The sequence below is a fragment of the Cohnella faecalis genome (assembly GCF_003570905.1).
Classification (GTDB): Bacteria; Bacillota; Bacilli; order Paenibacillales; family Paenibacillaceae; genus Cohnella; species Cohnella faecalis.
The window spans coordinates 286,487-311,569 of record NZ_QXJM01000029.1 but is presented as its reverse complement, the minus strand read 5'-3'; the positions used below and the strand labels follow the sequence as shown (position 1 = coordinate 311,569).

Genomic DNA, 25,083 nt, shown 5'->3' with positions numbered 1-25,083 from the left:
TTTCAAGCGCTCTCCCGCCATCCGACACCAATAGTAACCGAGAGTGCCTTATTTCAAGCGTTCCCCCACCATCCGCCGCCAATAGTAACCGAGAGTGCCTTATTTCAAGCGCTCCCCCACCATTCGACGCCAATAGTAACCGAGAGTGCCTTATTTCAAGCGTTCCCCCGCCATCCGACGCGAATAGTAACCGAGAGTGCCTTATTTCAAGCGTTCCCCCGCCATCCGACGCCAATAGTAACTGAGAGTGCCTTATTTCAAGCGCTCTCCCACCATTCGACGCGAATAGTAACCGAGAGTGCCTTATTTCAAGCGTTCCCCCGCCAACCGATGCCAATAGTAACCGAGAGTACCTTATTTCAAGCGCTCCCCCGGCCATCCGACGCAAATAGTAACCGAGAGTGCCTTATTTCAAGCGTTCCCCCGCCATCCGACGCCAATAGTAACCGAGAGTGCCTTATTTCAAGCGCTCCCCGGCCATCCGGATGACGTAAAATTGTTTGTGTACCATGTTTTGGAGTCTTACCAAAACAAAAAAAAGTAGGGTATTCTCGGGGTTACGACGCCACCAAGAAGGAGCCCTACTCGATGACTACTATACCCGAAAACATGCTTAACGATCTATTTGAAAATCTTGTCACACAGTTTGTGAAACAGAACATTGAGACGATCATGCGAGCTGAAATCAAACACATGTTGGAGGAGTAGGAAGAACATCAGCGTAATAGCCGGAACGGTTATTACACGCGCACCCTCCACACGAAGTATGGTCACATTGAAGATCTCCAGGTACCACGTGACCGTAATGGCCAATTCCAAACCAGCGTATTCGAGCCGTATCAGCGCCGAGATGGTTGGCTAGAGGAAGCTGTTATTCAGATGTACAAAAGCGGTATGGGCACACGAGACGTCGCCCGTTTCATTGAAAGCATGTTTGGTAGCCAATATTCGCCTACGACCGTCAGTAATATTACAGCGACAGTGTTGGAGGACATTCAAATCTGGCTGCAGCGCCCGCTAAAAAAACGTTACTCGGTTATTTATCTCGACGGTCTTTACGTCAAACTCAAACGCGGCACCGTAAGTGGCGAAGTCGTTTACTTTGCGATGGGGATCGACGAAGATGGTCACCGGCAAATCCTTGGCTTCTACATTGGCGGCCAAGAGAGTTCAAATGGCTGGCGGGAAGTACTCAAAGATCTTTATAAACGCGGGGCGACAGACGTGCTGCTCGGCGTGTTTGACGGCCTGACAGGGCTTGAAGCAGCCTTCCGCGAGACTTACCCGAAAGCCGACGTGCAGCATTGTGTGGTGCACAAAGTCCGTGCTACTTTCCCAAAAATCCGGGTGCAACATCGAACGGAAGTTATCGAGGATATCAAAACGGTTTACACGGCTGAGGACAAAGATCTTGCATTAGCAGCCTTCGACACGGTTTACGCAAAGTGGGGCAAATTGTATCCAAAAGAGATGGAACTTTGGAAGGAGCAACTGCCTACGTTGCTGACCTTTTACAAATTTCCCAGCCTCATCAAGGAAGCCATTTACACTTCCAACCCAATCGAGCGGATGAATAAGGAAATCCGCAAGAGACTCAAGCCGATGAATAGTTTAACGAACATGGATGCGGCAGAGAAGATCGTTTACTTGCAGGCAATCGACTACAACGAACGTAACGAAAGTCGCGCCATACGTGGGTTTGCAGATCCTGAAGTGAAGAAGAAGTTAACCGAGATGTTTGAGGCACGATATTCGGACAAGATAACATCCGAGGAGTAGCGCCACAAAAACCAATCTCCCGCGCCTTCGCTTGAGCTGCGCTCTCCGCCAACTCTAAAACCTAAAATCATGTCCATCATCCCGATGGAAAAACCTACTACACAAACTTCTTGACGCTACCGCCATCCGCCGCCAATAGTAACCGAGAGTGCCTTATTTCAAGCGCTCCCCCGCCAACCGCCGCCAATAGTAACCGAGAGTGTCTTATTTCAAGCGTTCCCCCGTCATCCGACGCCGATAGTAACCGAGAGTGCCTTATTTCAAGCGTTCCCCCGTCATCCGACGCCACTAGTAACTTTCGCATCGTCATCATTCTTGGAGCTAGTGGGGAGGGACTTGAGCAGCGAGGCCGTTAAATCCCGATTCCTTCATAGCGGAATCCCAATTCGCTCAGGCGATGGTCGATCAAGAAGTTGCGCGTATCCAATACGTACGGATTTTTCATCCGGCTGCGCACGTGCGCCCAATCCAGCGCGGCGTATTCTTCCCAGTGAGTCATAAGAACGACGGCGTCCGCGCGCTCGGCGACTTCTTCGGCCTTCTGACAATAACGGACAGGCAAATGCCCGTTAATCTTGCGAAACATCTCCATCCCCTTCGGATCGTGCACCGCAACGTTTGCTCCGAGCGCAATCAATTTATCGATGATATAAGAGGACTGCGTATGCCGGGCATCGTCCGTATTCGGCTTGAAAGTGAGACCGAGAATTCCGATGTTTTTTCCATTGAGAGTCTTCAGCTGGCGCTTGATCTTATCGACGCAATTGGTATGCATTCTCCAGTTGGAGTCGACGGCGGCTTCCACCAAAAGAAGGTCGGACCCGTATTTACGGCTCGTTTCCAATAACTCCGCCGTATCCTTCGGAAAGCAGCTTCCGCTCCAGCCGCTGGATACTTGCAAAAACTTTTCTCCTATTCGCGAATCCAGCCCCATTCCCTTCGCCACATCGAGGACATTGGCTCCGAGAGTTTCGCAAAGTCTGGCTACCTCGTTAATGTAGCTGATTTTAACGGCCAGGAATGCGTTGGATACGTACTTGATCATTTCCGCGCTTTTCGTATCCGTTTCGAAGTAGACGGCTTTCGGAGCATTCAGATTCATCTTAAAGGCTACCTTCCTCGACAGCTCCCGGTAATTCGTCCGCTCAAGCAGATTTCGATACAGCTCGCGCATGACGATTCGGGCTCCGGGGTGTTCGGTTCCGATGACGATCCGATCCGGAAAAAGCACGTCTTCGAGCGCATAGCCTTCTCTTAGAAATTCGGGATTGCTTACGACGGCAAAATTTTCGTTCGCCCGCAAGCCCGATGCTTCTTCGATGATGGAGGCTACAAGATCGGAAGTTCCGACGGGGACGGTGGATTTGTCAACGATGACGGTGAGCTGCTCCCGATTCAAGTGCTCGCCGATTTTTCGAGCCGCCGACTTGACGTAGGTTAAATCTACCGTGCCGTCCGCTTGCGATGGGGTGCCGACGGCAATAAAGACAACGTCGGCAAAGCCAATCTCTCCAAACATAGTGGATGCCGATAATAATTCGCGGCTTACCAATTGCGGAAGCAGGGAGTCCAGTCCGGGCTCGAAGATGGGACTGTTTCCGGAATTGATAAGCTCTACCTTATCGGCATCGATGTCTATGACGGTCGTACGGTGGCCCAAAGCGGCGAAGGCAGTTCCCGTAACGGTTCCGACGTAGCCCGACCCTATGCATACAACGTTCATAATAGGATTCCCTTCTTATCGGTATTTTGGGTTCTGTATACGGCTATCGTACGGTTTAAGCCTTCCTCCAGGCTTACTTTCGGCTGCCAGTCCAGCAGCTTTTTGGCTTTGTCGATGACCGGCCGCCGAAGCTTCGGATCGTCCTCCGGAAGCGGACGGAACGTAATGGGACTCGAGGAGCGCGTCAATTTCTGTACCAATTTCGCAACCTCGAGAATCGAATAATCGCTCGGATTGCCGATGTTGATGATTTCTCCGTTTGCGCTGTCGTTTTCCATCATGAGCTGCAAGGCGAGTATCGTATCGTCAACGTAGCAGAACGAACGGGTTTGAGAGCCGTCGCCGTAAACGGTAATTTCGGTTTGTCGCAATGCTTGGGTGACGAAGTTGGAAATCACTCTTCCGTCGTCGTTCTGCAAACCGGCTGAATAGGTGTTAAAGATTCGCGCCACTTTGACCGGTACCTGATATCGATGAAAATATTCGTAGCAATAAACCTCACCAAGCCTTTTGGACTCGTCATAGCAGGCCCGCGGCCCCCACGTATTTACGTTGCCGCGATAGTCCTCTTGCTGAGGGTGAACCTGGGGATCGCCGTACGCTTCGCTCGTGCTCGTATAGACGATTTTCGCGTTGTTCGTTTTGGCCAATTCCAGCATGAAGCTCGTGCCGATCGTATTGACCGCTATCGTCCCGAAAGGCAAGCTTTGATAAAACTTCGGAGAAGCGGGAGAAGCGAGGTGGTAAATTTCTTCGATTCCGGCAAGCGCGTCCAATGTCAGTACATGGTGAGACGTTATGTCGAAGGGGATGAACAGAAATCGGCCCGTTTCCATTAATGGCAAGACGTTATCCAATCTTCCTGAAGACAAATTATCGATTCCGATGATCTGATGACCTTTCTGAATAAGCTGATAGGCTAGATGGGAACCGAGAAACCCTGCGGCGCCCGTAACGAGGATTTTACTCAAGGGATCCACCTCTTTTCGATGCGATTTGCTGCAAGTATTCGGTAAATGGCTTTTGAAGCGTGTCATGCTCCAAGGCCAATTCGACCGTTGCTTTCAAATAGCCCAGCTTGTTGCCGACGTCGTACGTTTTTCCAGTGAACATGCAAGCGTGCAATTCCTTATGCTTGATGAGCTCTTGCAGCGCGTCCGTCAGCTGCAGCTCTCCGCCTTCCCCAGGCGAAAGCCGCTCCAGAATCGGAAAGATTTCCGGCTCCAAAATATATCTTCCTATTATTGCAAGGTTGGAAGGAGGATCGGACTTCGGCTTCTCCACCAGCCGTTCCACATTAACGAGTCCGTTTTTTACATGTTTCCCGCTCACGACTCCATAGCCCGAGACATCGGCCCAATCGACGGGGTGTACGGCAATGACCGATGACTTCGTTTCCTCGTATGTTTGGATGAGCTGCTTGAGACAAGAGGTTCCTTCGACCGATATGACGTCGCCGAGAAGAACGGCAAACGGCTCGTCGCCGATGAATTTTCGCGCGCACCATACGGCGTGACCTAGTCCAAGCGCTTGTCTCTGCCTTACATATTGGATCTCTGAGTGGACGGTGTCCTTCAGAAGGTTCAAGAGTTGAATTTTATTTTGTTCGTACAAAAACTGTTCGATTTCGTGATTTCTGTCGAAATGGTCTTCGATGGCTTTTTTATTTCGACTCGTTACGATAATGATTTCTTCGATTCCTGCATCGATCGCCTCCTCCACAATATATTGAATGGCGGGTTTATCCACGATAGGCAGCATCTCTTTGGGAATAGCTTTGGTTGCGGGGAGAAATCTCGTCCCGAAGCCGGCTGCGGGAATGACTGCCTTCTTGATTCTGCTCATCCTTTGTTCCCTCTTTTCCTCTGCGCTGAATGCTACGTATGTACAATAGTATGCATTTGTTGGAATAGCCTCTTAGACGTTAACCTCGACAAGTATAATTTGGCAGCTGTCTATGTTTACAGGAGAAGCAAGATTAGGAGACGACAAAAAAGCGGCTCTTTCCAGGCGAAAGAACCGCTTTTTTGTGCGAATGCTATTGGTCCGCCGAATATCCGCCCGGATGACGGAGATGCCATTTCCAAGCGGTTCGCACCATGTCCTCCAACGAATATTGCGGGCTCCAGCCCAGCTCGCTCCTTGCTTTTTCATATGAAGCGACCAGGCGGTCGGGATCGCCCGGACGGCGTTCGGCATGGATGACATTCGCTTTTCGGCCCGTTATCGATTCGCAGGCCCCAATGATTTCTGTCACGGAGTACCCTGTTCCGGTTCCCAGATTGTACACGGCGGCCGTCTTATCGCCGCGAAGCAGCCGCTGCAGGGCCAGAATGTGGGCATTTGCCAAATCGTCAACATGAATATAGTCGCGAATGCAAGTGCCGTCCGGCGTATCGTAGTCGTCGCCGAACACCGATACATCCGTCTTCTTCTCTAATAGATGCAAGAGAACGTTAGGGATAAGGTGCGTCTCCGGATCGTGGCACTCGCCGATCGTTCCCGACGGGCTGGCGCCGGCCGCGTTGAAATAGCGCAGGCAGACGAAGGGGAACGGCTGCGCATCGGCCAGATCGCGTATCATATGCTCGACCATTAATTTCGATCGGCCATACGGATTGACCGGCCGGGTCGGAAGCTCCTCGTGCAAAATATCGACTTCGGGAATGCCATAGGTCGCACAAGTGGAAGAGAAGATCAAATTTGCTATTCTATTTCTCGCCATCGCTTTCAATAGCAGCGTCGTCGCAGCCACATTATTTTCATAGTATTTCAAAGGCTGAACGACGGATTCGCCTACCAGGCAAAGGGCTGCGAAATGCATAACCCCTTCGATCGGATAAGTGTCGAACAGCCAATCGAGCGTAAGCTCATCCTGGATATTTCCTTTCACAAATTCGGCTCTGGCGTCCACCGCTTGACGATGTCCCGTTGATAGATTATCGAGCACGACAACTTCGAAGCCAAGATCCAACAGCTGCTTCACGACATGGCTTCCGATATACCCGGCCCCTCCGGTTACGAGAATCATCGAATCCCTCCTTCAACCTTTACGCATGCTGTTATATGCTATTCCAGCTTTTTTTGTTCGACTCTGGTGAATGCCCTTTCGAAATGGTAACGCTCCGCATACAGTAAACAAGTTCATAGCGGCGATATGAATAATATGACAAATGCGGGGTGGGACCACGTGATAGTCTGCTCAGTCGCAGGCGGAAATCATCTATCTATCGCTAAAGTGCTGGCGAAATCGGTGAAAGACAACGCCAAGCATTGCAAGCTCGTTCTATGTCTCGTAGAAGAAGACATTCATCCGGATGCCAAAAAATTCGAAGGCTTCGATCATGTCGTGCTGGCAAAAGATTTGGGCGTACCGAATTTTTACAAATTCGTTGCGAAGTACAACCTCTACGAAGCCGCGTGCGCCTTGAAGCCTTACTTGCTGCAATATGCGTTCGAGTACTACGGCAAAGAGGAAAAATTTCTCTATTTGGACTCCGACTTGTGCGTATACGGTTCTCTGGATCATTTGGAAGCTTTGTTGGAGGACCATTCCATCCTGCTTACTCCTCACCGTCTGGAACCGCAAGAAATCCTCAATTCCATCGACGAAGAGATCGTGAACTTGAAGGACGGCGTCTATCAGGCCGGGTTTTTCGGAGTGCGAAGAACGGCGGAGTCCGCAAAGTTTCTGGCATGGTGGGCGGACAGAAACAAGGACTACAGCTATGCCGATCCGAACGAAGGCTTGTTCCTCGATCAGAAGTGGCTGGATCTCGTGCCCTGCTTCTTCGACGGAGTGCACGTCATTCAAGATCCGGCCTACAACATGGCCAGCTGGAATCTATCACAGCGCAAGCTGACGCTGTCCGACAAAAACCAATATTTGGTTAACGGGAAGCCGCTCGTTTTTTTTCACTACTCGGGCATGGGAAAATGGCTGGACAACAGCATGCGCCTGCATGTGCCTGACCAATCGAACGCTATTTACAGGATGGTCAACGATTACGTGTTAGCCTATACAAAAATGGGATATCACAAATATATCGACATTCCGTGGAGCTACGAGAACTTCGACTATGAGCGGCATCTAATGAAGCAATGGCTGCGGTAAATCCTTTTTTTTGCGCGGTATGAGGAACTTCGTCCACTCCCATTCTACCTTCCTGGAATAAGTTAGCTTGAAAAAGAGACTAGGAAGGGATGATCCCTGGGATGCACATCGGCATTACAAGAGTAGGAGTCATAGGACTTGGGTACGTAGGGCTGCCGCTTGCCGTCATGCTGGCCGAGAAGGGGTTCGAGGTTACGGGCATCGATCTTGATCGGCGGAAGCTTGCTAGTCTGGAGAAGGGAATCAGCTATATCAAAGATATATCCGATGTGAGAATCAAGGAGATTGCGTCTGCAAACAAATTCAAGGGAGTTGCCGATTATGACGCGTTAAAGCAAGTGGAAGCTATCGTTATTTGCGTTCCAACGCCGTTAACGGAGAGCGGTACCCCGGATCTTGGTTATGTACAAGACGCGGGAGAGCAAATTAAGCGGCGGCTGCAAAAAGACCAGGTTGTCGTCTTGGAAAGCACGACTTATCCGGGGACGACCCGGGAGGTGCTGCTCCCGATCTTGGAACAAAGCGGGCTTAAGGCGGGAATCGATTTCTATCTGGCCTATTCGCCCGAGAGAATCGATCCGGGCAACCGAAGCCATGCCGTTGACGAAATTCCGAAAATACTAAGCGGCGTTACGGAAGTCTGCAAGGAGAAAGCTTTCGAGCTTTACAGCCGCATCTACCAAAAAGTCGTTCCCGTCTCTTCGACAGAGGTAGCCGAGATGGCGAAAATTTTGGAGAACAGCTACCGGTTCATTAATATTTCGTTCATCAACGAATTGGCCATCCTGTGCGATTACCTTCATTTGGATCTTTGGGAAGCTATCCAGGCCGCAAGCACGAAGCCGTACGGATTTCACGCTTTTTACCCGGGACCCGGAATCGGCGGACATTGCATTCCGGTCGATCCGTTATATCTTCAATGGAAAGCCAAACAAAGCGACTTGAACAGCAAGTTCATCGAGCTCGCCGATCAAATGAATCACGACATGGTCAACTATATCGTCGACCGGACCGAACAGCTTCTTCGCTTCGTAAAGCCGTTAAAGCTGGCCCGTATTATAGTCTATGGAATCACCTACAAAAGCGACATCGCCGATACGAGAGATTCCGCCGCCATTCCCATTATTCGCAAATTGAAAAAAGCAGGCGCCGACGTTGTCTACCACGATCCATACATTCCTTCTATAACGATTGAGCATGAATCGATATCCAGCGTACCGCTTACGGATCAAGAGCTGGCAAGCGCCGACGTCTTGATCCTGTTGACCAATCACTCCGATTTGCCGGCTCAACGGATCCTCGATCATGCCTCTCTTGTTTTCGATACCCGGCACGCTCTCTATGGACAGCAAGGCAAAGCAAAAGTCTATCAGTTGGGAGAAGGGAAACCATGAGAATTTTGGTCACGGGGGGCGCCGGATTCATCGGTTCCCACCTGGTCGACGCCTTAATCGAGCAAGGGCATGAAGTTGTCGTGCTGGATGACTTGTCTAACGGCAAACGGGAGTTCATTGCCGGGCTCGAGGAGAACCCGCGATTCCGATTTGTCCAAGGCTCTATTCTGGACCGTCCGCTAGTGCGGCAATTGTTGGCCGAATGCGAAATTGTATACCACCTCGCCGCCGTGCTGGGAGTGAAAAACACCGTTGAAAATCCGCTTAAAGTCATCGAGGGGAATATCGACGGAACAAGAAACATTTTGGAAATCGCCTGGGAAAATCGAGTGAAGGTCATATTCGCATCCACTTCGGAAATATACGGAAAAAACAACGAGCTTCCGTTCACCGAGCAATCGGACCGGGTTCTGGGACCTCCTCACATTCATCGATGGTGCTATGCGACGGCCAAAGCGTTGGATGAACATATTTGCTTTGCTTATGCGGACAAAGGGCTTCCGGTTACGATCGTACGGTTTTTCAATACGTATGGACCGCGCCAAACCTCCACGCAGTATGGAGGCGTCGTGCCGAAATTTATCGTTGCGGCTCTGGGCCGGCACGATATTACGGTATACGGCAGCGGCGAACAAACGAGATGCTTCACTTTTATCGACGATGTCATCGGAGGGCTTCTTCCTTGCATGGACCCTGCTTTCGACAAGCATGCTTTTAATATCGGAACGACCTATCGGCTGACGATCAATGAATTGGCCGCTCAGATCAAGCGATTGACCGATTCGGCTTCATCGATCGTCCATATCCCCTACGAAGCGGCGTACGGGCCCGGGTACGAGGATATGCAAAACCGGCTGCCGGATATCAGCAAAGCGGAAGGGATGCTCGGCTACTCTCCTCGTACGAATATGGAGCAAGGCTTGTCGAAGACGATAGCTTGGTACAAGGATAATGAAGGATGGCGAAGCGCATGAGGATTTTGCTCACCTGTTATTTCTATCTTCCATCCACAGCGGGGCTATGGCCTTATGTGAAGGAGCTTAAGCAAGCTCTGGAGCGCGAAGGGCATGAAGTCGATCTTCTTACCCACCATCCGGACGTATTGAAGTACTACATCTCCAACAGCGGAAAATTCGTCATGAAATACAAGGTCAAATACCAGGTTCAAGAAAAGGTAGGTCCCCTGTACGATCAGTATTTCCCGGGATTGGACGCCCGGGTGAAGGATTACGAGTTCGAACGGATCAGCTTCGAATTGGCGGCGAGCTGCTTCGACTTGTGGAAGTACGATTTGATTCACGCCCAGGACGTTATTTCCGCCCGCGCCATGGCTCGAATCAAGCCGAAGCAAACGCCGCTGATCGCCACTCTTCACGGAGCTTTTGCTCACGAACAGCTGCTGCAGGAAGAAATAAAGAGCAAAGATTCGATAAGGTGGCACTACGCCATGTTCCGCGACCATTACGGCGCGATTGCGGCCGACGAGATCATCGTTCCGTCCGAATGGCTCAAAGGCATGCTGATCAAAGAGAACAACGTTCCCAGCGATAATATTACAGTCGTGCCATACGGAATCCATATCGATTCTTTTATGGAACGTATGGAGCAAACGCCGTTAATCGGTCCGCCCAATAACAAAAGAATCATTGCATGCCCGGCGCGCCTGTCCGTCGAGAAGGGACATAAGTACTTGCTCGAAGCGTTGGTGAAGCTGAAGCAGGAAAGAGACGATTGGGTTTGTTGGTTGATGGGCGACGGGGTGCTTCGCGACGAATTGATGCAGCTGACCAAAGAATGCAACCTCCAGCACAACGTTCTGTTCATGGGGAGTCAGCATAACGTTCCCGTCCTTCTTAAAATTTCCGATATTTTCGTTTTGCCCAGCATTCAGGACAATTTGCCGTTTGCCGTCATGGAGGCGCAATTGGCCGGCAAACCGATCGTCGTAACCGACGCTGGCGGGCTGCCCGGCATGATCGAGCATAACAAAACCGGTCTGATAGCCAAAGCGGGCAGTGGAGAATCGTTGTACCTGAACATCAAGGAAGCGTTGGATAACGAAGCGCTGCGGGAATCGATGGGCAAAAATGCACGGGAATTCGGATTGTCGAATTGGCCGATCGAGCGCATGATCGCCGGTCTGTTCGCCGTGTACGAGGAGACTATTAAAAAAGGCGATAAGGTTAGAAAGGCAACCAAAAGGAATCAAAGCTCGCCGCTAGTCAGCGAACAATTAAGCATGATAGCCACTCCGTTCGATCATCATGACGGGGAGAATTTGTGGAAAAGGCTCTATCCTCAATTGCCGTCGGAATATTCGATACTCGACAGCGGCTTTATCCGCGTGCTGAACGAATACAAAAATTACGGCTCCTAGGAGGTGAATTCCATGATAATATGTACCGTTACAGCCGCCAATCACCTCGCATTCGCGAAAGTGCTGGCGAAATCGGCCAAAGCGCATGTGAAAGGCTGCAAATTCGTATTGTGCTTGATGGAGAACGAAATTCATCCGGAAGCGACGGGCTTCGACGATGTCGTATTGATCAAGGAGCTGGGCATACCCGATTTCAAACGGCATATTGCCAGCAAAAACATATACGAGCTTTCCGGAATCATCAAGCCTTATTTATTGCAGCACGCATTCGACCGTTACGCCAACGAAACCAAGTTTGTTTACATGGATGCCGATTCCCGTATTTACGGCTCTTTTTCAAAGCTTGACGAGCTGCTGAACCGCCATAACATTCTTTTTACCCCTCATCGCGCGAAGCCTCAGAATCACCCGGATGCCGCTGCGGAAGAATTGGTCAACTTGAAGAACGGCGTATTCCAGGTCGGCTTCATCGCGCTGAGCAAAACGGCGGAGTCGAGACGATTTCTGGCTTGGTGGTCGGCGAGATGCCGCGATCATGCCGTAGTCGATTACAATAGAGGGCTTTTCGGAGATCAAAAGTGGCTTAATCTGGCGCCCTGCTTTTTTAAGGGAGTTTATATTTTGCGAGATCCCGCCTATCATGTGGCCAGCTGGAATCTTTCGCAGCGCAAGCTGAAGCGGGATTCCAAGGGCGGCTTAACCGTAGGCGGCAATCCGCTCGTCTTCTTTCACTTTTCCGGAATGGGGAGATGGCTGGATAAAAGCATCGAGCTGCATGCCTCCAAAAACGGAAACGTGCAAAATCTCGTAAATCAGTATAAACAGGATTTGAAAGATAGCGGCTACGACCAATTGATAGCTATTCCTTGGGGTTACGAGAAAATTCTTCGGCACGAAGCAAACCAGCCGGCTGCGCAGCTCACTTTTCACCCAATGGTTGTCCATGAGCCGATAATAAACGGTTTCATTCAGGAGCCGAATGAAGAGGAGGACGCGGATGAAGGGGAGCCGATCATCGAACAGGGGAGCGAATCGTTGACGCTTGTGCCGGCGGAAAGCGCAGCAACGAGCTTGCTGGGGAAGCCGTCGTGGAAAAAGCGATTTCTCGCACCCTTATGGGAAAAAATCAAGGAGTTCAAAACGACGTTGATCCAAAAGCTGTTCCCAAAATAAGCGCACCTTGAGAAGCGCCTTGCAAGGACTCGGTTGTATAACGATTACGTTATAACCGGCTCCAGGCAAGGCGCTTCGCTTGGCTTCGAAGCCTTCAAAACTCGCCCTCGGCGAGCATTTGGCGAATTTCCTTTTTGGTCATTGGCTCCTGATTGTCGCTGCGGAAGTTTCCTTCGAACAGAGGGGTGTTGTCGCTGTAAAATTCCTGCAAGCCGGGAGCGTCGATCGTGGGCAAGATGACGAACAATTCCGGGGAGAAGACGATGGCTCGCTGGAGCTCGTCATCGGTCAGCAATATATCGTGCAGTTTTTCCCCCGGCCGTATTCCGGTTTCGACCAGCCGCAAGGAGCGGCCGTCCTTGTCTTTCATTACTTCGGCCAGATCCGTAATTTTGCAAGCGCGCATGTTCAAGACGAACGTCTCTCCGCCTTGGCCGACGATGGCCGATTTGACGAGCAATCCGCTGGCCTCCTGCGGCGTAAGAAAGAAACGGGTCATTCGCAAATCGGTAATTCCGATCGGTTCGCTGCTTGCAATTTGCCGCTTGATCTGGACCGCGACGCTGTCGCTTGCCCCCAGCACGTTTCCACCCCGCACGATTATAAACCGGGTCTCCGACGGCTCCAGATTGGCGTTAATGATCAGCTTCTCGCCGATCGATTTGCTCATCCCGTAGACGCCGTTCGGATTGGCCGCTTTGACCGTCGACATGTGAATGACTTTTTTTACTTTGTTCGCGATGGCGGCATCTATGACGTTCTGTGTGCCTATGACGATCGATTGGTGAGCTTCCAGAGGCAGCTCCTCGCAAATAGACACATGCTTGAGCGCGGCCAGATGAAAGACGTAATCGATCCCTTTGCATACTTGCAGGAGCGAATTTTTGTCTCGGATGTCGCCTCTTACAAATTGCAAGTGATGATCTTGAAGCTCATTCTTCATGAAAAATTGCGCCGATTCGTTGCGGGAGAAAACGACGACTTTGTTCGGCTTGCGGCCAAGCAGCTTACGGACGAGCGAGAACCCCAATGAGCCTGTTCCTCCGGTAACGAGAATGTTTTTGTTTTCGAACATTGCGGATCACCTCCATCATTATCTTATTCAATCGAGTGACGCGCGAAGCGTTGCGAGCAGTCCTTCTTTCAGATCGGTTTGCGGCTTCCAGCGAAGAAGCTTTTTTGCTTTGCGGTTGTCCAGGCAGCTGATCTTGATGTCTCCGATTCGTTCGGGGCCGTGTTTAGCCGTCAGCTTCTCGCCGCGAATTTCGGACAAGGCTTTGATCAACTCGTTGATAGAAGTTCCGCGGGCCGTGCCCACCTGAATCGTTTCCCGGTGCCCTTCGTCGATGGCGGCAATATTGGCGCGAACGATGTCGCTCACATAGATAAAGTCGCGGGTTTGCTCGCCGTCTCCATGGACGGGAAGAGCGTCGCCCGCTTTGATCTTGTTCGCGAAAACCGCGATAACGCCGCCTTCCCCTTTCGGAGTTTGACGAGGACCGTATACGTTAGCGTATCGGAGAATCGTGTAGGAAAGACCGTAAAGCTCCGAGTAGATGCGAATATAAGATTCGGCGGACAGTTTCGACAGTCCGTAATAGGATATCGGATGGACGGGATCGGCTTCGGTCATTCGGCTTTTTTGCAGGTTTCCGTAGACGGCGCTTGTCGAAGCGAAAATAAATTTGGGTACGGAGGCTAATCTGCAAGCTTCCAAAAGGTTGATCGTCCCCGCGATATTCACTTCGGCATCGTGCTTGGGATCGGCAATCGAACGGGAGACGTCCATTTGCGCGGCCAGATGAAAGACAACATCCGGCTTTGTGCCGATAATAGCTTCTCTGCAAGCTTCGCTGCGGATATCGAGCCTGTGGAAAGCCGCCGCAGGATGGATGTGCATGGAGCCTGAAGACAGGTCGTCAATGACATGCACCTCGTCGAATGACAGGCCAATCAACGCATCGACGAGATGCGATCCGATAAAACCGGCTCCGCCGGTCACGACAGCTTTCATGAAGCGTCGGCTGTTCGATCAAATCGTTCTATGCCTGCCTGCCTCCTTGCGTTTGTTGAGGGCTTCCCGATAGGCGTCGAGAATTCGAAGGATCATTTGATCGAGCGACCAATGGACCAGCGCGTGACTTTTTGCCTTTGCGCCCATTCGAAGTCTGAGCCTGTTATCCGCAAGCAGCAGATTCAGTTGATTGCAGAGGGCGTCGGGATCTTCGGGAGGAACGAGCAGCCCGGTTTTGCCGTCGCGCACCATCTCCGGAAGTCCGCCGACATCGCTGACGACGGACGGGATGCCCATCAGCTGTGCTTCGATCAAGGCTAGAGGCTGGTTTTCAATCAAGCTCGGCAGTACGAAAATATCCGCCCGTTTCAAAAAAGGAAGGACGTTGTCTTTTTTACCCCAGAAGACGATGTCGTCCCCTAGGTTGGCTACGGCGCTTTTTTCCCGAAGGTGCGCTTGCCTTTCTCCTTCGCCGACTATCCATAAGACCCAGTCTTTTCTTATTTTCTTTAAGGAGGAGAGGGCGTCGATCAAAAAGCGGAGTCCCTTCAATTCGACCAGCTTGCCGATATAGAGGATCACTTTTTTTCCTGCCGGCTTTTGGATTCGCTCGGCGCTGACCGCAGGATTCATGAAGCTATCCGTGTCGTAGCCGTACTGAAATACGCGTATTTGCTCTTTGGGCAATCGGAGCTCTCCGGTCAGAATGTCGCGTAGCCAAAAGTTCGGCACGTGCATGACTTCCGCATCCGGCACGCTGTTTCGCTCCAGATCGTTGTACAGCGCGCGTGCGAGAAGCTCCGTTTCCGGATTGCCGGACGTTCGGAGATGCCGGCGAATTTCATGCGCGACGCTGCTATGGAAAGTGGCTACGATGGCGGACTTGGCCGGCCTGACCCGGTGGATGCAAGAAGTCGAAATAAAGTCCTGCGTATGAATGAGATCGTAATCGTCGAGGCCGAGATAGACGGCGGAAAGCTCGTAAAGGCTGCGCCGATTTTCGGCGAAGCCAATCAAGTCGTTGTCCTGCCGGGAGGGAGAGAGGTGGGGGGAATCGCGGGATTTAAGCAGCGGCAGCAGCTTGTTGAGATAGATTCTCCGGTCTTCGTTCACGATGTATGCGTAAACGTTGTCCTCGTCAACGCCGGAGCCTAGCAAGTCGACTGTGTGCCCTCTTCGTTCGAGCTGAGCTTTTAACTGGAGCATGAACGGCCAGATCCTTCCCGCCTGAGGGATCGGCCAAAAGGTAGCGAGCAAAATCTTCATGCATCCTTCTCCTTCGAACGAGATCTATATTCACGTTATATGCGGAGAAGAAGAAGAGGGAACCAAGCAAATACGCTTTCGAAGTCCTTTGTACGTCGAAGTTTTGGATTAACTGCAGTAGATACCGCTATTCATCCCTTAGAGCTACACCGCTGAGATTGAACTGCAAAAAGCACCGTTATTTTTTGCCATTTCGGTGCTGAACGCTAAAAGCGCTTTATGTAAATGTACCTTTTACAGGTAATACCGTTTGCTTACCGATTATCCTCAAAATAAAGGTATGTTTTGCAGTTGAACGTCGGGCTAGGCTTGGCGCGCGGATCGTCCATCGATCATTCGGTGCTAGTCCGGCTCGGTTTATAATTTCTGATAGTCACAAAAAACCGCCCGGAAGCGCGAGGCTTCCGGGCGGTTTGCCTGGAGATCGGTCGAAATTTATTTAACGATCAGCTTGCCGACCATCTTGCGATGTCCGGAGCCGCACATAATGCTGCAGGAAAAGTCGTACGTGCCCGGCTCCAAGGTGACAACCTGGGATTCCTTGCCCGGACCGATATCGATGTCGGTTCCGTCGACTTTGATTCCGTGCGCGCCCTTCGTGTTTTCGATCGTGATTTTGACCGGGGTGTTTGCAGGCACCTCGTATTCGGCTTTATCAAATTCCCACGATTGCGCTTTGATGACCACTTCAGCGGATGCGGCAACCGGTGTTTCGGCAGACGACGGCGATGCGCCGGAATTCTCTTTTTTGCTTCCGCACGCAGCGAGGGCGAACGCCAAGGCAATAATCGTAAGGAACAGGAACAGCTTGCTCTTCATAACAATCCCCTTTCGGTAACGGTTTTCTTCCTGATTGTAGCATAATTTGCCGTTATCCTATCAGCCGAAAGGTTACGAGTTGGTGAATTTTGTGTGGTCTCCCATACATCTCGGGAAAGTCGGTCATCGAGCGCCAACAGTGGGAGCACGTGACACACATCGTATGGAAGTCGGTCATCGAGCGCCAACAGTGGGAGCACGTCCCATACATCTCGGGAAAGTCGGTCATCGAGAGCCAACAGTGGGAGCACGTCCCATACATCTCGCGAAAGTCGGTCATCGAGCGCCAACAGTGGGAGCACGTCCCATACATCTCGCGAAAGTCGGTCATCGAGCGCCAATAGTGGGAGCACGTAGTATACATCGCACAAAAGGGGGCTGCCCGCCAGGTCCGGATAGACCTGATCGGCAGCCCCTGTCGTCGAATAGCGCCTGTCGACGCTAATGGTCCGCGCCGCTAGTCGCGATGCCTGTCAGTTCCAGCGCGGAACGGATTGGCGACCGGTATGAACAGGTCGATGATCCCGATGACGAGCGCGGCCAGCAAGGCGCCGAGAATGGAAACATGAACGCCTCCAACGACGAATTGCGCTAACCAAATGACGAGCGCGCTGGCGAGAAAGCCGACGATTCCGCGACCGAAAGGGGTTACTTTGCGGCCGAAAATCCCTTCGATGATCCATCCCAGCACGGCGATAACCAGAGCAAGCAGCAGCGCGCTCCAGAAGCCGCCTACGGCAAAGTTAGGTACGATGTATCCGACGATCACGAGCACGATAGCGGATACGATAAAACGGACGACATGACCGAGAAACGACATTTCGATTACCTCCTTGGCACACTGTGGAATTACCGTAATGCAGCCGGTATTACCCCTAGTGTATCCCGAGTTTCGATCCGTATGAGCGGAAGGTTTCGCAAGCGAAGGGCGTTCGGCTATAATAAGGGTCGAGAGGAGTTGGAACTCGCCGTGAACGACAAGGCGTTATATACGCTCGAATACGACAAAATAATCCGACGTCTCGCGGAAGCGACCGCGACAAGTCTCGGGCGCGAGCACGCGGAGCAGTTATATCCTTCCCCCTACTTGCGGGAAGTGGAGAGAAGATTGGCCGAGACCGACGAGGCGGTTCGCGCCGTTGCGATCAAGGGCGCGGCGCCCTTCGGCGGAATTACCGATGCGCGTCCGCAGCTGTCGCGAGCCAAGCTCGGAGGCATGCTGCAGCCTTCGGAGTTAATGGATATCGCCCAATTCATATTCGGGATCCGCAGATTGAAGCGATACGTGCACACCGTCAAGGAAGAGGCGGCCATTCCGTTATTGGAAGATATATGCGAGCCATTGACCGAATTCAAACCGCTTGAGGATGAAATCCGCCGCTGTATCGACGAGCAAGGAGACGTGCTGGACGCCGCAAGCCCGGAGCTCGCCACCGTGCGCCGCGAAATTCGAATCGGCGAAGGCCGCGCCCGCGAAAAGCTGGAAAGCCTCATTCGCTCGTCGTCCGTACAGAAAATGCTGCAGGACGCCATCATTACGCTGAGAGGCGATCGGTATGTCATTCCGGTGAAGCAGGAATATCGCTCCCACTTCGGCGGAATCGTGCACGATCAATCGGGAAGCGGCGCGACGCTGTTCATCGAACCGGAAGCGGTGCTGCAGCTGAACAACAAGCTGCGCGAGCTTAAGCTTCGCGAGGACAAGGAAATCGACCGCATTCTGCGCCATTTGAGCGCGAGAACGGGAGAGCATGCGGGACTGCTTATAGAAGACGCCGAGACGGTCGGTCGCCTCGATTTTATTTTTGCCAAGGCATCGCTCGCGAATGCTTATCTGGGAACGCTTCCTGCAATAAACGACGAAGGCAGGCTTTACCTTCGCAGGGCGCGGCATCCGTTGATTCCAATCAAGCAAGCGGTTCCGATCGACCTGGAGCTCGGCGAAGATTACTCGGCGATTATTGTAACCGGCCCGAATACCGGCGGAAAAACCGTGTCGCTGAAGACGATCGGCTTGCTCAGCTTAATGGCGATGTCGGGGCTGTTCGTTCCGGCGGACGACGGCAGCCGGCTGTGCGTGTTCGACGCCATATTCGCCGATATCGGCGACGAGCAGAGCATCGAGCAAAGCTTGAGCACGTTTTCCAGCCATATGACCAATCTGATTTCCATGGTCGGGCAAGTGACGCCGAAGAGTCTCGTCCTGCTTGACGAGCTTGGGGCGGGAACCGATCCGGCGGAAGGCTCGGCACTGGCTATCGCCATTCTGGAGCATTTGCACAAGATCGGCTGCCGAATCGTTGCGACGACCCACTATAGCGAGCTCAAAGCGTACGCCTACAATCGCGAAGGCATTACGAACGCGAGCATGGAGTTCGACGTTGCGACGCTGCGTCCGACTTATCGGCTATTGGTCGGCGTGCCCGGACGAAGCAATGCGTTCGCGATCGCCGAGCGTCTCGGTTTGCCGAAGAGCATTATCGAGCACGCAAGAGGAGAAGTTAGCGAGGACGAGCTGAAGGTCGATACGATGATCGCCTCGCTCGAATTGGATCGTCGACGGGCGGAGTCGGAGCGACAGCTGGCGGAACGGCTTCGCCTGGAAGTGGAAAAGCTTCAAACGCAAGTCGTCGAAGAACGGACGCGCTTCCAGGAGCAGAAGGTTAAGCTGCTGGACGAAGCTCGCGAGGAAGCGCGCCAGTCCGTAGCCAAGGCGAAGCGAGAGGCCGAGGAAATTATCGCGGACCTTCGCAAGCTGGCCCTTGAGGAAGGGACGTCTGTCAAGGATCACAAGCTGACCGAGGCGCGCAGGCGGCTGGACGATGCCGTACCTGCGGCTGCGGCCCGGCCGACGCGCGATCCCGGATCGTCTCCGGCCAAGCTTGAGCCAGGCGACGAAGTGAAGGTTTACAGCCTGGGAGGCCAGAGAGGCCATGTCGTCGAGCTGTCCGGCGCGCTCGAAGCGGTCGTTCAGCTCGGAATCATGAAGATGAAGGTCAAGCTGACGGATTTGGAGCCGATTCGCAAAGACGCCACCGCAGCGCCGAAGCGTCAGGTAAAGGCGGCGACGGCCGTCAAACGAACGCGGGACGAAGATATTCGAACGGAGCTCGACTTGCGCGGTGCGACGCTGGACGAGGCGATTATGGACGTGGACCGTTTTCTGGACGAAGCCTTCTTATCGAACCTGGGGCAAGTTTATATTATCCACGGCAAGGGGACGGGCGCGCTTCGTACGGGCATACAGGAGTTTTTGCGTCGGCACAAGCACGTGAAAAGCTATCGGTTGGGTCAGTTCGGGGAAGGCGGCGCGGGAGTAACCGTGGCCGAGCTCGAATAACGGGGAGGATTAACCGTGAAAAATGTCGTGGACCAGCTTATGGCGGAGCCGATCGTCGCCGTGCTCGCGTATTTTTCCGTCGGGATTTTGGCGCTTATCGTGTTCCTCTCCTTCTTCGAGAAGGTGACCAAATACGACGGCTGGAACGAAATCCGCAAAGGCAATCTTTCGGTTGCTATGGCAACCGGCGGCAAAATATTTGGCATTTGCAACATTTTTCGATTTTCCATCGAAGCGAACGACACGATTTACGAAAGCCTGCTGTGGTCCGCCGTGGGATTTATGCTGCTGCTGGCCGCTTATTTCCTTTTCGAGTTTTTAACTCCCGTCCTGAAAATTGACGATGAGATCGCTAAGGACAATCGGGCGGTTGGCTTGCTCGCCATGATCATTTCGGTGTCTTTGTCTTATATTATTGGCGCGGCAGTAGAGTAGGGAGAAAAGAGGGAGAACGTTAGTGAAATACTTGTGGGGAACGTTGTTCGCGCTCGCGATTTTGTTCGTCGTGATCGGCATTGTCTATTTGATGAGGGAGGCTTAATATGGCCGCTATACTATGTCCTTGGTGTCAGAGCGAAATTCCGGTGGAGGAAGGCCAGGGGCCCGACAAATTTTGTCCGGTTTGCGATAACGAAATTGACGGATACCGCACACTCCGGATAGGAATCGACGAAGAAGACGAGGAAGACGAAGAAGACGGCGATTCGGTCGGCTTGGTTCGGGCGGAAGACGAGGAAGATCTTTCGTGGATGCAGGACGACGAGCTGCAGGAGAAGGACGAAGCTTTGATCCAGTTCGAGGAAGCGGTGGAAGAGCTGCTCGACGAGCAGGAGGTTGTTCCCGAATGCCCGCAATGCCGGGAGTACATGCTGGAGACGGGGCAGCAAATCGTAACGGCGGAGCAGTTCCAGCCGCGTGTCTCGAAGCTTCTTGCAAGCAAGGGCGGCAAGGTGCTGGAAGCGCCGTTCGCATTGACCGTCTACCTCTGCCCCTCGTGCTTCGCGGTGCAGCATGCTCTGTCTGAAAGCGGCCGGGATGAAATCGTTCGGCGCATGGCGGAGGAAAAGGAATGAGACGCTTAACCGCAAGCTCCGTGGTCGATTTGATTGGAGGGACCCCTGCCGTAGCGCTTGGGAGGCTGACGGGACCCGAAGATGCGGAAGTGCTCGTTAAGCTGGAGAAAATGAATCCGAGCGGCAGCGTCAAGGATCGCGCGGCTTACGGACTTATCACGGATGCGGAGCAGCGAGGCTTGATCAAGCCGGGTTCGGTTATCGTAGAGCCGACAAGTGGCAATACCGGCATCGGGCTGGCGATGATTGCGGCGGCTCGGGGCTATCGTCTCATTCTCGTTATGCCCGACAATATGACGGCCGAACGGATTTCACTCCTGCGCGCATACGGCGCGGAGGTCGTACTGACCCCCGCTGCCGAGCGGATGCCGGGATCGATCGCAAAGGCTCGGGAAATATTGGGAGAAATTGCGGGGAGCTATATGCCCAATCAGTTCGAAAATGCCGCTAACCCCGACATCCATCGGATCACGACAGCCATCGAAATATTGGAGCAAACCGAAGGGCGTCTCGACGCTTTCGTCGCCACGGCTGGAACCGGAGGAACGGTGACGGGAACGGGCGAAACGCTAAAGGCCAAGCTTCCGGGGCTGTATGTCGCTGTCGTCGAGCCGGCGGGCTCGCCCGTGCTGAGCGGAGGCCAGCCGGGCCCGCACAAGCTGGTCGGCACGAGCCCGGGCTTCGTTCCCGCTATTCTGAATACGTCCGTGTACGATGAAATCGTGCAAGTATCGGACGACGACGCTTTGGAAACAACAAGGCGGCTGGCCAGACTCGAAGGCTTGCTCGTAGGGCCATCCTCCGGCGCATCGGTATGGGCCGCTTTGCAAATCGCTCGCCGATTGGGACCGGGCAAGAGAGTTCTTTGCATCGCTCCCGACACGGGGGAACGCTATATGAGCATGGACATTTTTTGAATCGGATTCCGTTCGCTCAAGACCGCCTGCCGTTATTGCAACGGGAGGCGGTCTCTTTTTGCATAAACGACGAGAGCCTGATGCAAACTAATGTCCGTTAATAAGGAGGGATTATTAAAAATGCCTAACCAAGCGATGCAAGGGGCCTCGCCCATGACGGCCAAAGAGCTCGAGTACGCCGCAGATTCGATGTCCAACGAGGATTTGCTCATCAAGCAGTGCGCCGTGGCGGCGGCAACGATTCAAAACCAGCAGCTTCAGCAAATGTGCGCTCACATGGTGGACGTGCATTCGCAGCATTATCAGACGCTTATCGGCATGGTCCAGCAGCATCAGCCGCTCGCGCCAACCCAGCCGCAATCGTAACGCAGAGGAGGAACCTAACCGATGTATTCACAGCAGCAATTGCCGGAAGCCGATATGGCGTATACGATTTTGTCGGACTTGAAGCGCGTGACGAGAGAATACGCGACGGCCGCGACCGAATCGGTCTGTCCGCAAATCCGTCAGACTTTCACCCAGCTCATGGACGACACTCTCAAATTGCAGGGCGAGCTCTATTATTGCATGCAGCAAAATAACATGTACAATGCTTCTTCGCCGGCGCTGCGCCAGGAAATCGACAAGCAGCTTAACCAGTACAAGCAGACGCAGCAGAAGACGAATCAATTCGTTCAGCAATCCCGCAGCCAGCCCGCGTCGATCAGTCCGGGTGCGATAGCGCAGCAGCAGCAACAGCAGCCGCCGGCTTTTCAGCAGCACTGATCGGACGTCTTGCAGGCAGCAAAGAGAAGAACCGTCGGCCGTACGTCAGGGTCCGGCGGTTTTTTTTCTTTTCAGCCGGCCTGTTTTTAATGTAATATGGAGAGTAATTCAAATTGCGAAGAGGGATCCCAATGAACGATTTCAAGCTTAGTATTCTGGATCTGCTTAAGGAAGACGCAAGGCTGTCGGCCAAAACCATAGCGACGATGCTTGGCGCGCAGGAGAGCGAAGTAGACGCGGCGATCGCCGAGATGGAGCAAGAGCACGTCATCGTGAAATACGCGACCGTCATTAATTGGAGCAAGGTGGACGATCAGACGGTTACGGCGCTTATCGAGGTGGAGTGCACGCCCGAACGCGGGCGCGGGTTCGAATCGATTGCGGAGCGCATTTTTCTGTACCCGGAAGTAAAGTCGGTGTACTTGATGTCAGGCGCATTCGATTTGCTCGTTGAAATCGAAGGCAAGAACCTCAAGGAAGTCGCTTCCTTCGTATCCAACAAGCTGTCCACCATCGAATCGGTCATTTCCACGAAAACCTTTTTTATTTTGAAAAAATACAAGCAGGACGGCATCATTTTCGAGGAGTTCGAGGACGACCATCGCTTGATCGTCTCCCCTTGACGTACGCCTCCGCCAGTTCACCGAAAAGGAACGATGCGCGATGATAAAAGACGAGGAACGGCCCAAGACGCTAACTGAGCAGCCGAGAAAAAAAGAGATGCAGGATTATTTGTCTGCCCAGGCGCGCGCTATCCCTCCTTCCGGGATTCGGCGTTTTTTTGACTTGGTGAGCAACAGCAAGGATAAAGATATTATTTCTCTCGGAGTCGGGGAGCCCGATTTCGTTACTCCGTGGCGCGTTCGGGATGCGGCTGTCTACGCCTTGGAGAAGGGGAAAACCCAATATACGCCGAACGCCGGAACGCCCGAGCTTAGGGAAGCGATCGGACAATATTTGAGCGACCGGTTCCAGGTTGTCTACAATCCCGCGAACGAGATTCTCGTAACGGTCGGCGGCAGCGAAGGCATCGACCTCGCCTTGCGGGCGCTGATCGAACAAGGCGACGAAATTCTCATTCCCGAGCCGTGCTATATTTCTTACTCGCCGATTACGACGATCGGGGGTGGAGTGGCGGTCGGTATCGAGACGTCGGCGAAGGACGAATTCAAGCTGACGGCGGAATCGCTTCGAGCGGCCATTACTCCCCGTTCCAAGATTCTCGTGCTTTGCTACCCGAGCAATCCTACCGGCGCGATCATGACTTACGAAGAGATGCTGCCGATTGCCAAACTGGTCGAAGAGCACGACCTTATCGTCATATCCGATGAGATTTACGCCGAGTTGACCTATGGAGCGAAACACGTAAGCTTCGCTTCGCTGCCCGGCATGAAGGACCGCACGATTCTCGTCAGCGGTTTTTCCAAAGCGTTCGCAATGACCGGATGGCGGATGGGCTACGCTTGCGGACATCCGGACTTGATCGGAGCTATGCTGAAAATTCACCAGTATACGGTGATGTGCGCTCCGATCATGGGGCAAGTGGCCGCGCTCGAATCGCTGACGAGCGGAGGATTGGAAGAAAAAGACCGGATGGTCGAATCGTACAATCAGCGGAGACGGCTCATCGTCCAAGGCTTCAGGGATATCGGGCTCGCCTGTCATGAGCCTCAAGGAGCGTTCTACGCGTTCCCTTCGATTCAATCGACGGGCTTGTCCTCCGAGGAATTTTCCCAACGGCTCGTTCAGGAAGCGAAGGTGGCGGCCGTTCCGGGCCATGTATTCGGCAAGGGCGGAGAAGGATTTGTGCGCTGTACGTACGCGAATTCTGTCGCACAATTGAACGAAGCGTTGGAACGTATCGGTAATTTTGTCTATAAATTAAGATAATTTTATTTACGACTGAAAACGATGTTATTTTTGCTTTTATTTTGCTATAATTACCAGTGATTTTGGATTAAGTTGGATTTCGAAGAAGAAGGGAGATCGTGCATGGACGCGGCGGAACACAATACAACTGCAAACGAATTTGCCGGAGCCCATGTCATCTCGTCGAGCTCGGATCGATCGGATGCTAATGTCGGCGGCTTTTACTCCTCCGATTTTCGTCTGTCGGAAGAGATCGACCGTCTTCGCAGCATTATGACGGATATGTTTCTTAAAGAAGCTTCTCTTACGGCCGACTCCGTCATTCATATCAGCAGGCAGCTGGACATTAAGATCAATGAATACATGGCGCATTCGGTGCGCGGCAAGCAGGCTCGGTGACTTCGTCGCCGGGCGTTTTTTTTGAGTGCTGGCGTAATTAAGCATAACGGAAGCTGACAGC

General features: G+C 52.7%; 23 protein-coding genes and 1 pseudogene. 15 read left to right on the top strand and 9 right to left on the bottom strand.

Annotated features, from left to right (window positions below):
* Positions 1-588 precede the first annotated feature (588 nt).
* A pseudogene (locus D3H35_RS09215) lies at positions 589-1,779 on the top strand (IS256 family transposase).
* Between the two features lie 352 nt (positions 1,780-2,131).
* Here the strand turns inward: D3H35_RS09215 and D3H35_RS09210 are convergent.
* From D3H35_RS09210 to galE, 4 genes are all read right to left on the bottom strand, one after another.
* Positions 2,132-3,502 (bottom strand): UDP-glucose dehydrogenase family protein, encoded by a 1,371-nt coding sequence (locus D3H35_RS09210; RefSeq protein ID WP_119148780.1) that lies wholly within the window; start codon positions 3,500-3,502, stop codon positions 2,132-2,134.
* Positions 3,499-4,473, bottom strand: a complete 975-nt coding sequence (locus D3H35_RS09205) for a GDP-mannose 4,6-dehydratase (RefSeq protein WP_119148779.1) — start codon at positions 4,471-4,473, stop codon at positions 3,499-3,501. Before D3H35_RS09205 ends, D3H35_RS09210 begins: the two co-directional genes overlap by 4 nt.
* Entirely contained in the window at positions 4,466-5,347 is an 882-nt protein-coding gene (gene galU / locus D3H35_RS09200; RefSeq protein WP_119148778.1) for a UTP--glucose-1-phosphate uridylyltransferase GalU, read from the bottom strand. Before galU ends, D3H35_RS09205 begins: the two co-directional genes overlap by 8 nt.
* A 193-nt stretch (positions 5,348-5,540) precedes the next feature.
* Positions 5,541-6,533 carry a UDP-glucose 4-epimerase GalE gene (gene galE / locus D3H35_RS09195; protein WP_119148777.1) on the bottom strand — a complete coding sequence of 331 codons (993 nt, stop codon included), beginning with the start codon at positions 6,531-6,533 and terminating at the stop codon, positions 5,541-5,543.
* 159 nt (positions 6,534-6,692) lie between these two features.
* On the opposite strand from galE, the gene D3H35_RS09190 reads away from it, so the two are divergent.
* The 5 genes from D3H35_RS09190 (at position 6,693) to D3H35_RS09170 (ending at position 12,560) form a co-directional block, all read left to right on the top strand.
* Entirely contained in the window at positions 6,693-7,616 is a 924-nt protein-coding gene (locus D3H35_RS09190) for a glycosyltransferase family protein (protein WP_147355790.1), read from the top strand.
* Between the two features lie 101 nt (positions 7,617-7,717).
* Positions 7,718-9,010, top strand: a complete 1,293-nt coding sequence (locus tag D3H35_RS09185) for a nucleotide sugar dehydrogenase (protein ID WP_119148775.1) — start codon at positions 7,718-7,720, stop codon at positions 9,008-9,010.
* Positions 9,007-9,984 (top strand): NAD-dependent epimerase/dehydratase family protein, encoded by a 978-nt coding sequence (locus D3H35_RS09180; RefSeq protein WP_119148774.1) that lies wholly within the window; start codon positions 9,007-9,009, stop codon positions 9,982-9,984. Before D3H35_RS09185 ends, D3H35_RS09180 begins: the two co-directional genes overlap by 4 nt.
* Positions 9,969-11,387, top strand: a complete 1,419-nt coding sequence (locus tag D3H35_RS09175) for a glycosyltransferase family 4 protein (protein WP_119148773.1) — start codon at positions 9,969-9,971, stop codon at positions 11,385-11,387. Before D3H35_RS09180 ends, D3H35_RS09175 begins: the two co-directional genes overlap by 16 nt.
* Before the next feature lie 12 nt (positions 11,388-11,399).
* Positions 11,400-12,560, top strand: a complete 1,161-nt coding sequence (locus D3H35_RS09170; protein ID WP_119148772.1) for a hypothetical protein — start codon at positions 11,400-11,402, stop codon at positions 12,558-12,560.
* Positions 12,561-12,654: 94 nt separating this feature from the next.
* Here D3H35_RS09170 and D3H35_RS09165 read toward each other — a convergent pair whose 3' ends face one another.
* The 5 genes from D3H35_RS09165 to D3H35_RS09140 form a co-directional block, all read right to left on the bottom strand.
* A complete protein-coding gene (locus tag D3H35_RS09165) occupies positions 12,655-13,635 on the bottom strand; it encodes a polysaccharide biosynthesis protein (RefSeq protein WP_119148771.1) in 981 nt (326 codons plus the stop codon).
* A 27-nt stretch (positions 13,636-13,662) separates the two neighbouring features.
* The gene (locus tag D3H35_RS09160; RefSeq protein WP_119148770.1) at positions 13,663-14,574 is read right to left on the bottom strand and encodes an NAD-dependent epimerase/dehydratase family protein; all 912 of its coding nucleotides are present in this window, start codon (positions 14,572-14,574) and stop codon (positions 13,663-13,665) included.
* 18 nt (positions 14,575-14,592) lie between these two features.
* Positions 14,593-15,840 carry a glycosyltransferase family 4 protein gene (locus tag D3H35_RS09155; protein WP_119148769.1) on the bottom strand — a complete coding sequence of 416 codons (1,248 nt, stop codon included), beginning with the start codon at positions 15,838-15,840 and terminating at the stop codon, positions 14,593-14,595.
* A gap of 435 nt (positions 15,841-16,275) precedes the next feature.
* A complete protein-coding gene (locus tag D3H35_RS09150) occupies positions 16,276-16,659 on the bottom strand; it encodes a cupredoxin domain-containing protein (protein WP_119148768.1) in 384 nt (127 codons plus the stop codon).
* Positions 16,660-17,116: 457 nt separating this feature from the next.
* Positions 17,117-17,479, bottom strand: coding sequence for a phage holin family protein (locus D3H35_RS09140; protein ID WP_119148766.1), 363 nt, complete (start codon positions 17,477-17,479; stop codon positions 17,117-17,119).
* Positions 17,480-17,629: 150 nt separating this feature from the next.
* Here D3H35_RS09140 and D3H35_RS09135 point away from each other — a divergent pair, with 150 nt between their 5' ends.
* The 9 genes from D3H35_RS09135 (at position 17,630) to D3H35_RS09095 (ending at position 25,022) form a co-directional block, all read left to right on the top strand.
* Positions 17,630-19,999: an endonuclease MutS2 gene (locus D3H35_RS09135; RefSeq protein ID WP_119148810.1), complete on the top strand. Its 2,370-nt coding sequence runs from the start codon at positions 17,630-17,632 to the stop codon at positions 19,997-19,999.
* Between the two features lie 39 nt (positions 20,000-20,038).
* Positions 20,039-20,434, top strand: coding sequence for a DUF350 domain-containing protein (locus D3H35_RS09130; protein ID WP_378124969.1), 396 nt, complete (start codon positions 20,039-20,041; stop codon positions 20,432-20,434).
* A 107-nt stretch (positions 20,435-20,541) separates the two neighbouring features.
* Positions 20,542-21,072, top strand: a complete 531-nt coding sequence (locus D3H35_RS09125) for a hypothetical protein (RefSeq protein WP_119148764.1) — start codon at positions 20,542-20,544, stop codon at positions 21,070-21,072.
* A complete protein-coding gene (cysK, locus tag D3H35_RS09120; RefSeq protein WP_119148763.1) occupies positions 21,069-21,989 on the top strand; it encodes a cysteine synthase A in 921 nt (306 codons plus the stop codon). Before D3H35_RS09125 ends, cysK begins: the two co-directional genes overlap by 4 nt.
* 120 nt (positions 21,990-22,109) lie before the next feature.
* Positions 22,110-22,355, top strand: coding sequence for a hypothetical protein (locus D3H35_RS09115; protein ID WP_119148762.1), 246 nt, complete (start codon positions 22,110-22,112; stop codon positions 22,353-22,355).
* Positions 22,356-22,376: 21 nt separating this feature from the next.
* Entirely contained in the window at positions 22,377-22,754 is a 378-nt protein-coding gene (locus tag D3H35_RS09110; RefSeq protein WP_119148761.1) for a spore coat protein, read from the top strand.
* Between the two features lie 131 nt (positions 22,755-22,885).
* The gene (locus D3H35_RS09105; RefSeq protein ID WP_119148760.1) at positions 22,886-23,377 is read left to right on the top strand and encodes an Lrp/AsnC family transcriptional regulator; all 492 of its coding nucleotides are present in this window, start codon (positions 22,886-22,888) and stop codon (positions 23,375-23,377) included.
* A 40-nt stretch (positions 23,378-23,417) separates the two neighbouring features.
* Positions 23,418-24,644: an aminotransferase class I/II-fold pyridoxal phosphate-dependent enzyme gene (locus D3H35_RS09100; RefSeq protein ID WP_119148759.1), complete on the top strand. Its 1,227-nt coding sequence runs from the start codon at positions 23,418-23,420 to the stop codon at positions 24,642-24,644.
* 102 nt (positions 24,645-24,746) lie between these two features.
* Positions 24,747-25,022, top strand: a complete 276-nt coding sequence (locus D3H35_RS09095) for an aspartyl-phosphate phosphatase Spo0E family protein (RefSeq protein ID WP_119148758.1) — start codon at positions 24,747-24,749, stop codon at positions 25,020-25,022.
* Positions 25,023-25,083 lie beyond the last annotated feature (61 nt).

Coding starts and splice junctions, on each gene's coding strand:
- D3H35_RS09185 (WP_119148775.1), top strand. CDS start 7,718: ATGCACATCGGCATTACAAGAGTAGGAGTCATAGGACTTGGGTACGTA.
- D3H35_RS09175 (WP_119148773.1), top strand. CDS start 9,969: ATGGCGAAGCGCATGAGGATTTTGCTCACCTGTTATTTCTATCTTCCA.
- D3H35_RS09100 (WP_119148759.1), top strand. CDS start 23,418: ATGATAAAAGACGAGGAACGGCCCAAGACGCTAACTGAGCAGCCGAGA.
- cysK (WP_119148763.1), top strand. CDS start 21,069: ATGAGACGCTTAACCGCAAGCTCCGTGGTCGATTTGATTGGAGGGACC.
- D3H35_RS09180 (WP_119148774.1), top strand. CDS start 9,007: ATGAGAATTTTGGTCACGGGGGGCGCCGGATTCATCGGTTCCCACCTG.
- D3H35_RS09165 (WP_119148771.1), bottom strand. CDS start 13,635: ATGTTCGAAAACAAAAACATTCTCGTTACCGGAGGAACAGGCTCATTG.
- D3H35_RS09210 (WP_119148780.1), bottom strand. CDS start 3,502: ATGAACGTTGTATGCATAGGGTCGGGCTACGTCGGAACCGTTACGGGA.
- D3H35_RS09110 (WP_119148761.1), top strand. CDS start 22,377: ATGTATTCACAGCAGCAATTGCCGGAAGCCGATATGGCGTATACGATT.
- D3H35_RS09125 (WP_119148764.1), top strand. CDS start 20,542: ATGGCCGCTATACTATGTCCTTGGTGTCAGAGCGAAATTCCGGTGGAG.
- D3H35_RS09140 (WP_119148766.1), bottom strand. CDS start 17,479: ATGTCGTTTCTCGGTCATGTCGTCCGTTTTATCGTATCCGCTATCGTG.
- D3H35_RS09115 (WP_119148762.1), top strand. CDS start 22,110: ATGCCTAACCAAGCGATGCAAGGGGCCTCGCCCATGACGGCCAAAGAG.
- D3H35_RS09095 (WP_119148758.1), top strand. CDS start 24,747: ATGGACGCGGCGGAACACAATACAACTGCAAACGAATTTGCCGGAGCC.
- D3H35_RS09105 (WP_119148760.1), top strand. CDS start 22,886: ATGAACGATTTCAAGCTTAGTATTCTGGATCTGCTTAAGGAAGACGCA.
- galE (WP_119148777.1), bottom strand. CDS start 6,533: ATGATTCTCGTAACCGGAGGGGCCGGGTATATCGGAAGCCATGTCGTG.
- D3H35_RS09170 (WP_119148772.1), top strand. CDS start 11,400: ATGATAATATGTACCGTTACAGCCGCCAATCACCTCGCATTCGCGAAA.
- galU (WP_119148778.1), bottom strand. CDS start 5,347: ATGAGCAGAATCAAGAAGGCAGTCATTCCCGCAGCCGGCTTCGGGACG.
- D3H35_RS09160 (WP_119148770.1), bottom strand. CDS start 14,574: ATGAAAGCTGTCGTGACCGGCGGAGCCGGTTTTATCGGATCGCATCTC.
- D3H35_RS09155 (WP_119148769.1), bottom strand. CDS start 15,840: ATGAAGATTTTGCTCGCTACCTTTTGGCCGATCCCTCAGGCGGGAAGG.
- D3H35_RS09130 (WP_378124969.1), top strand. CDS start 20,039: ATGGCGGAGCCGATCGTCGCCGTGCTCGCGTATTTTTCCGTCGGGATT.
- D3H35_RS09150 (WP_119148768.1), bottom strand. CDS start 16,659: ATGAAGAGCAAGCTGTTCCTGTTCCTTACGATTATTGCCTTGGCGTTC.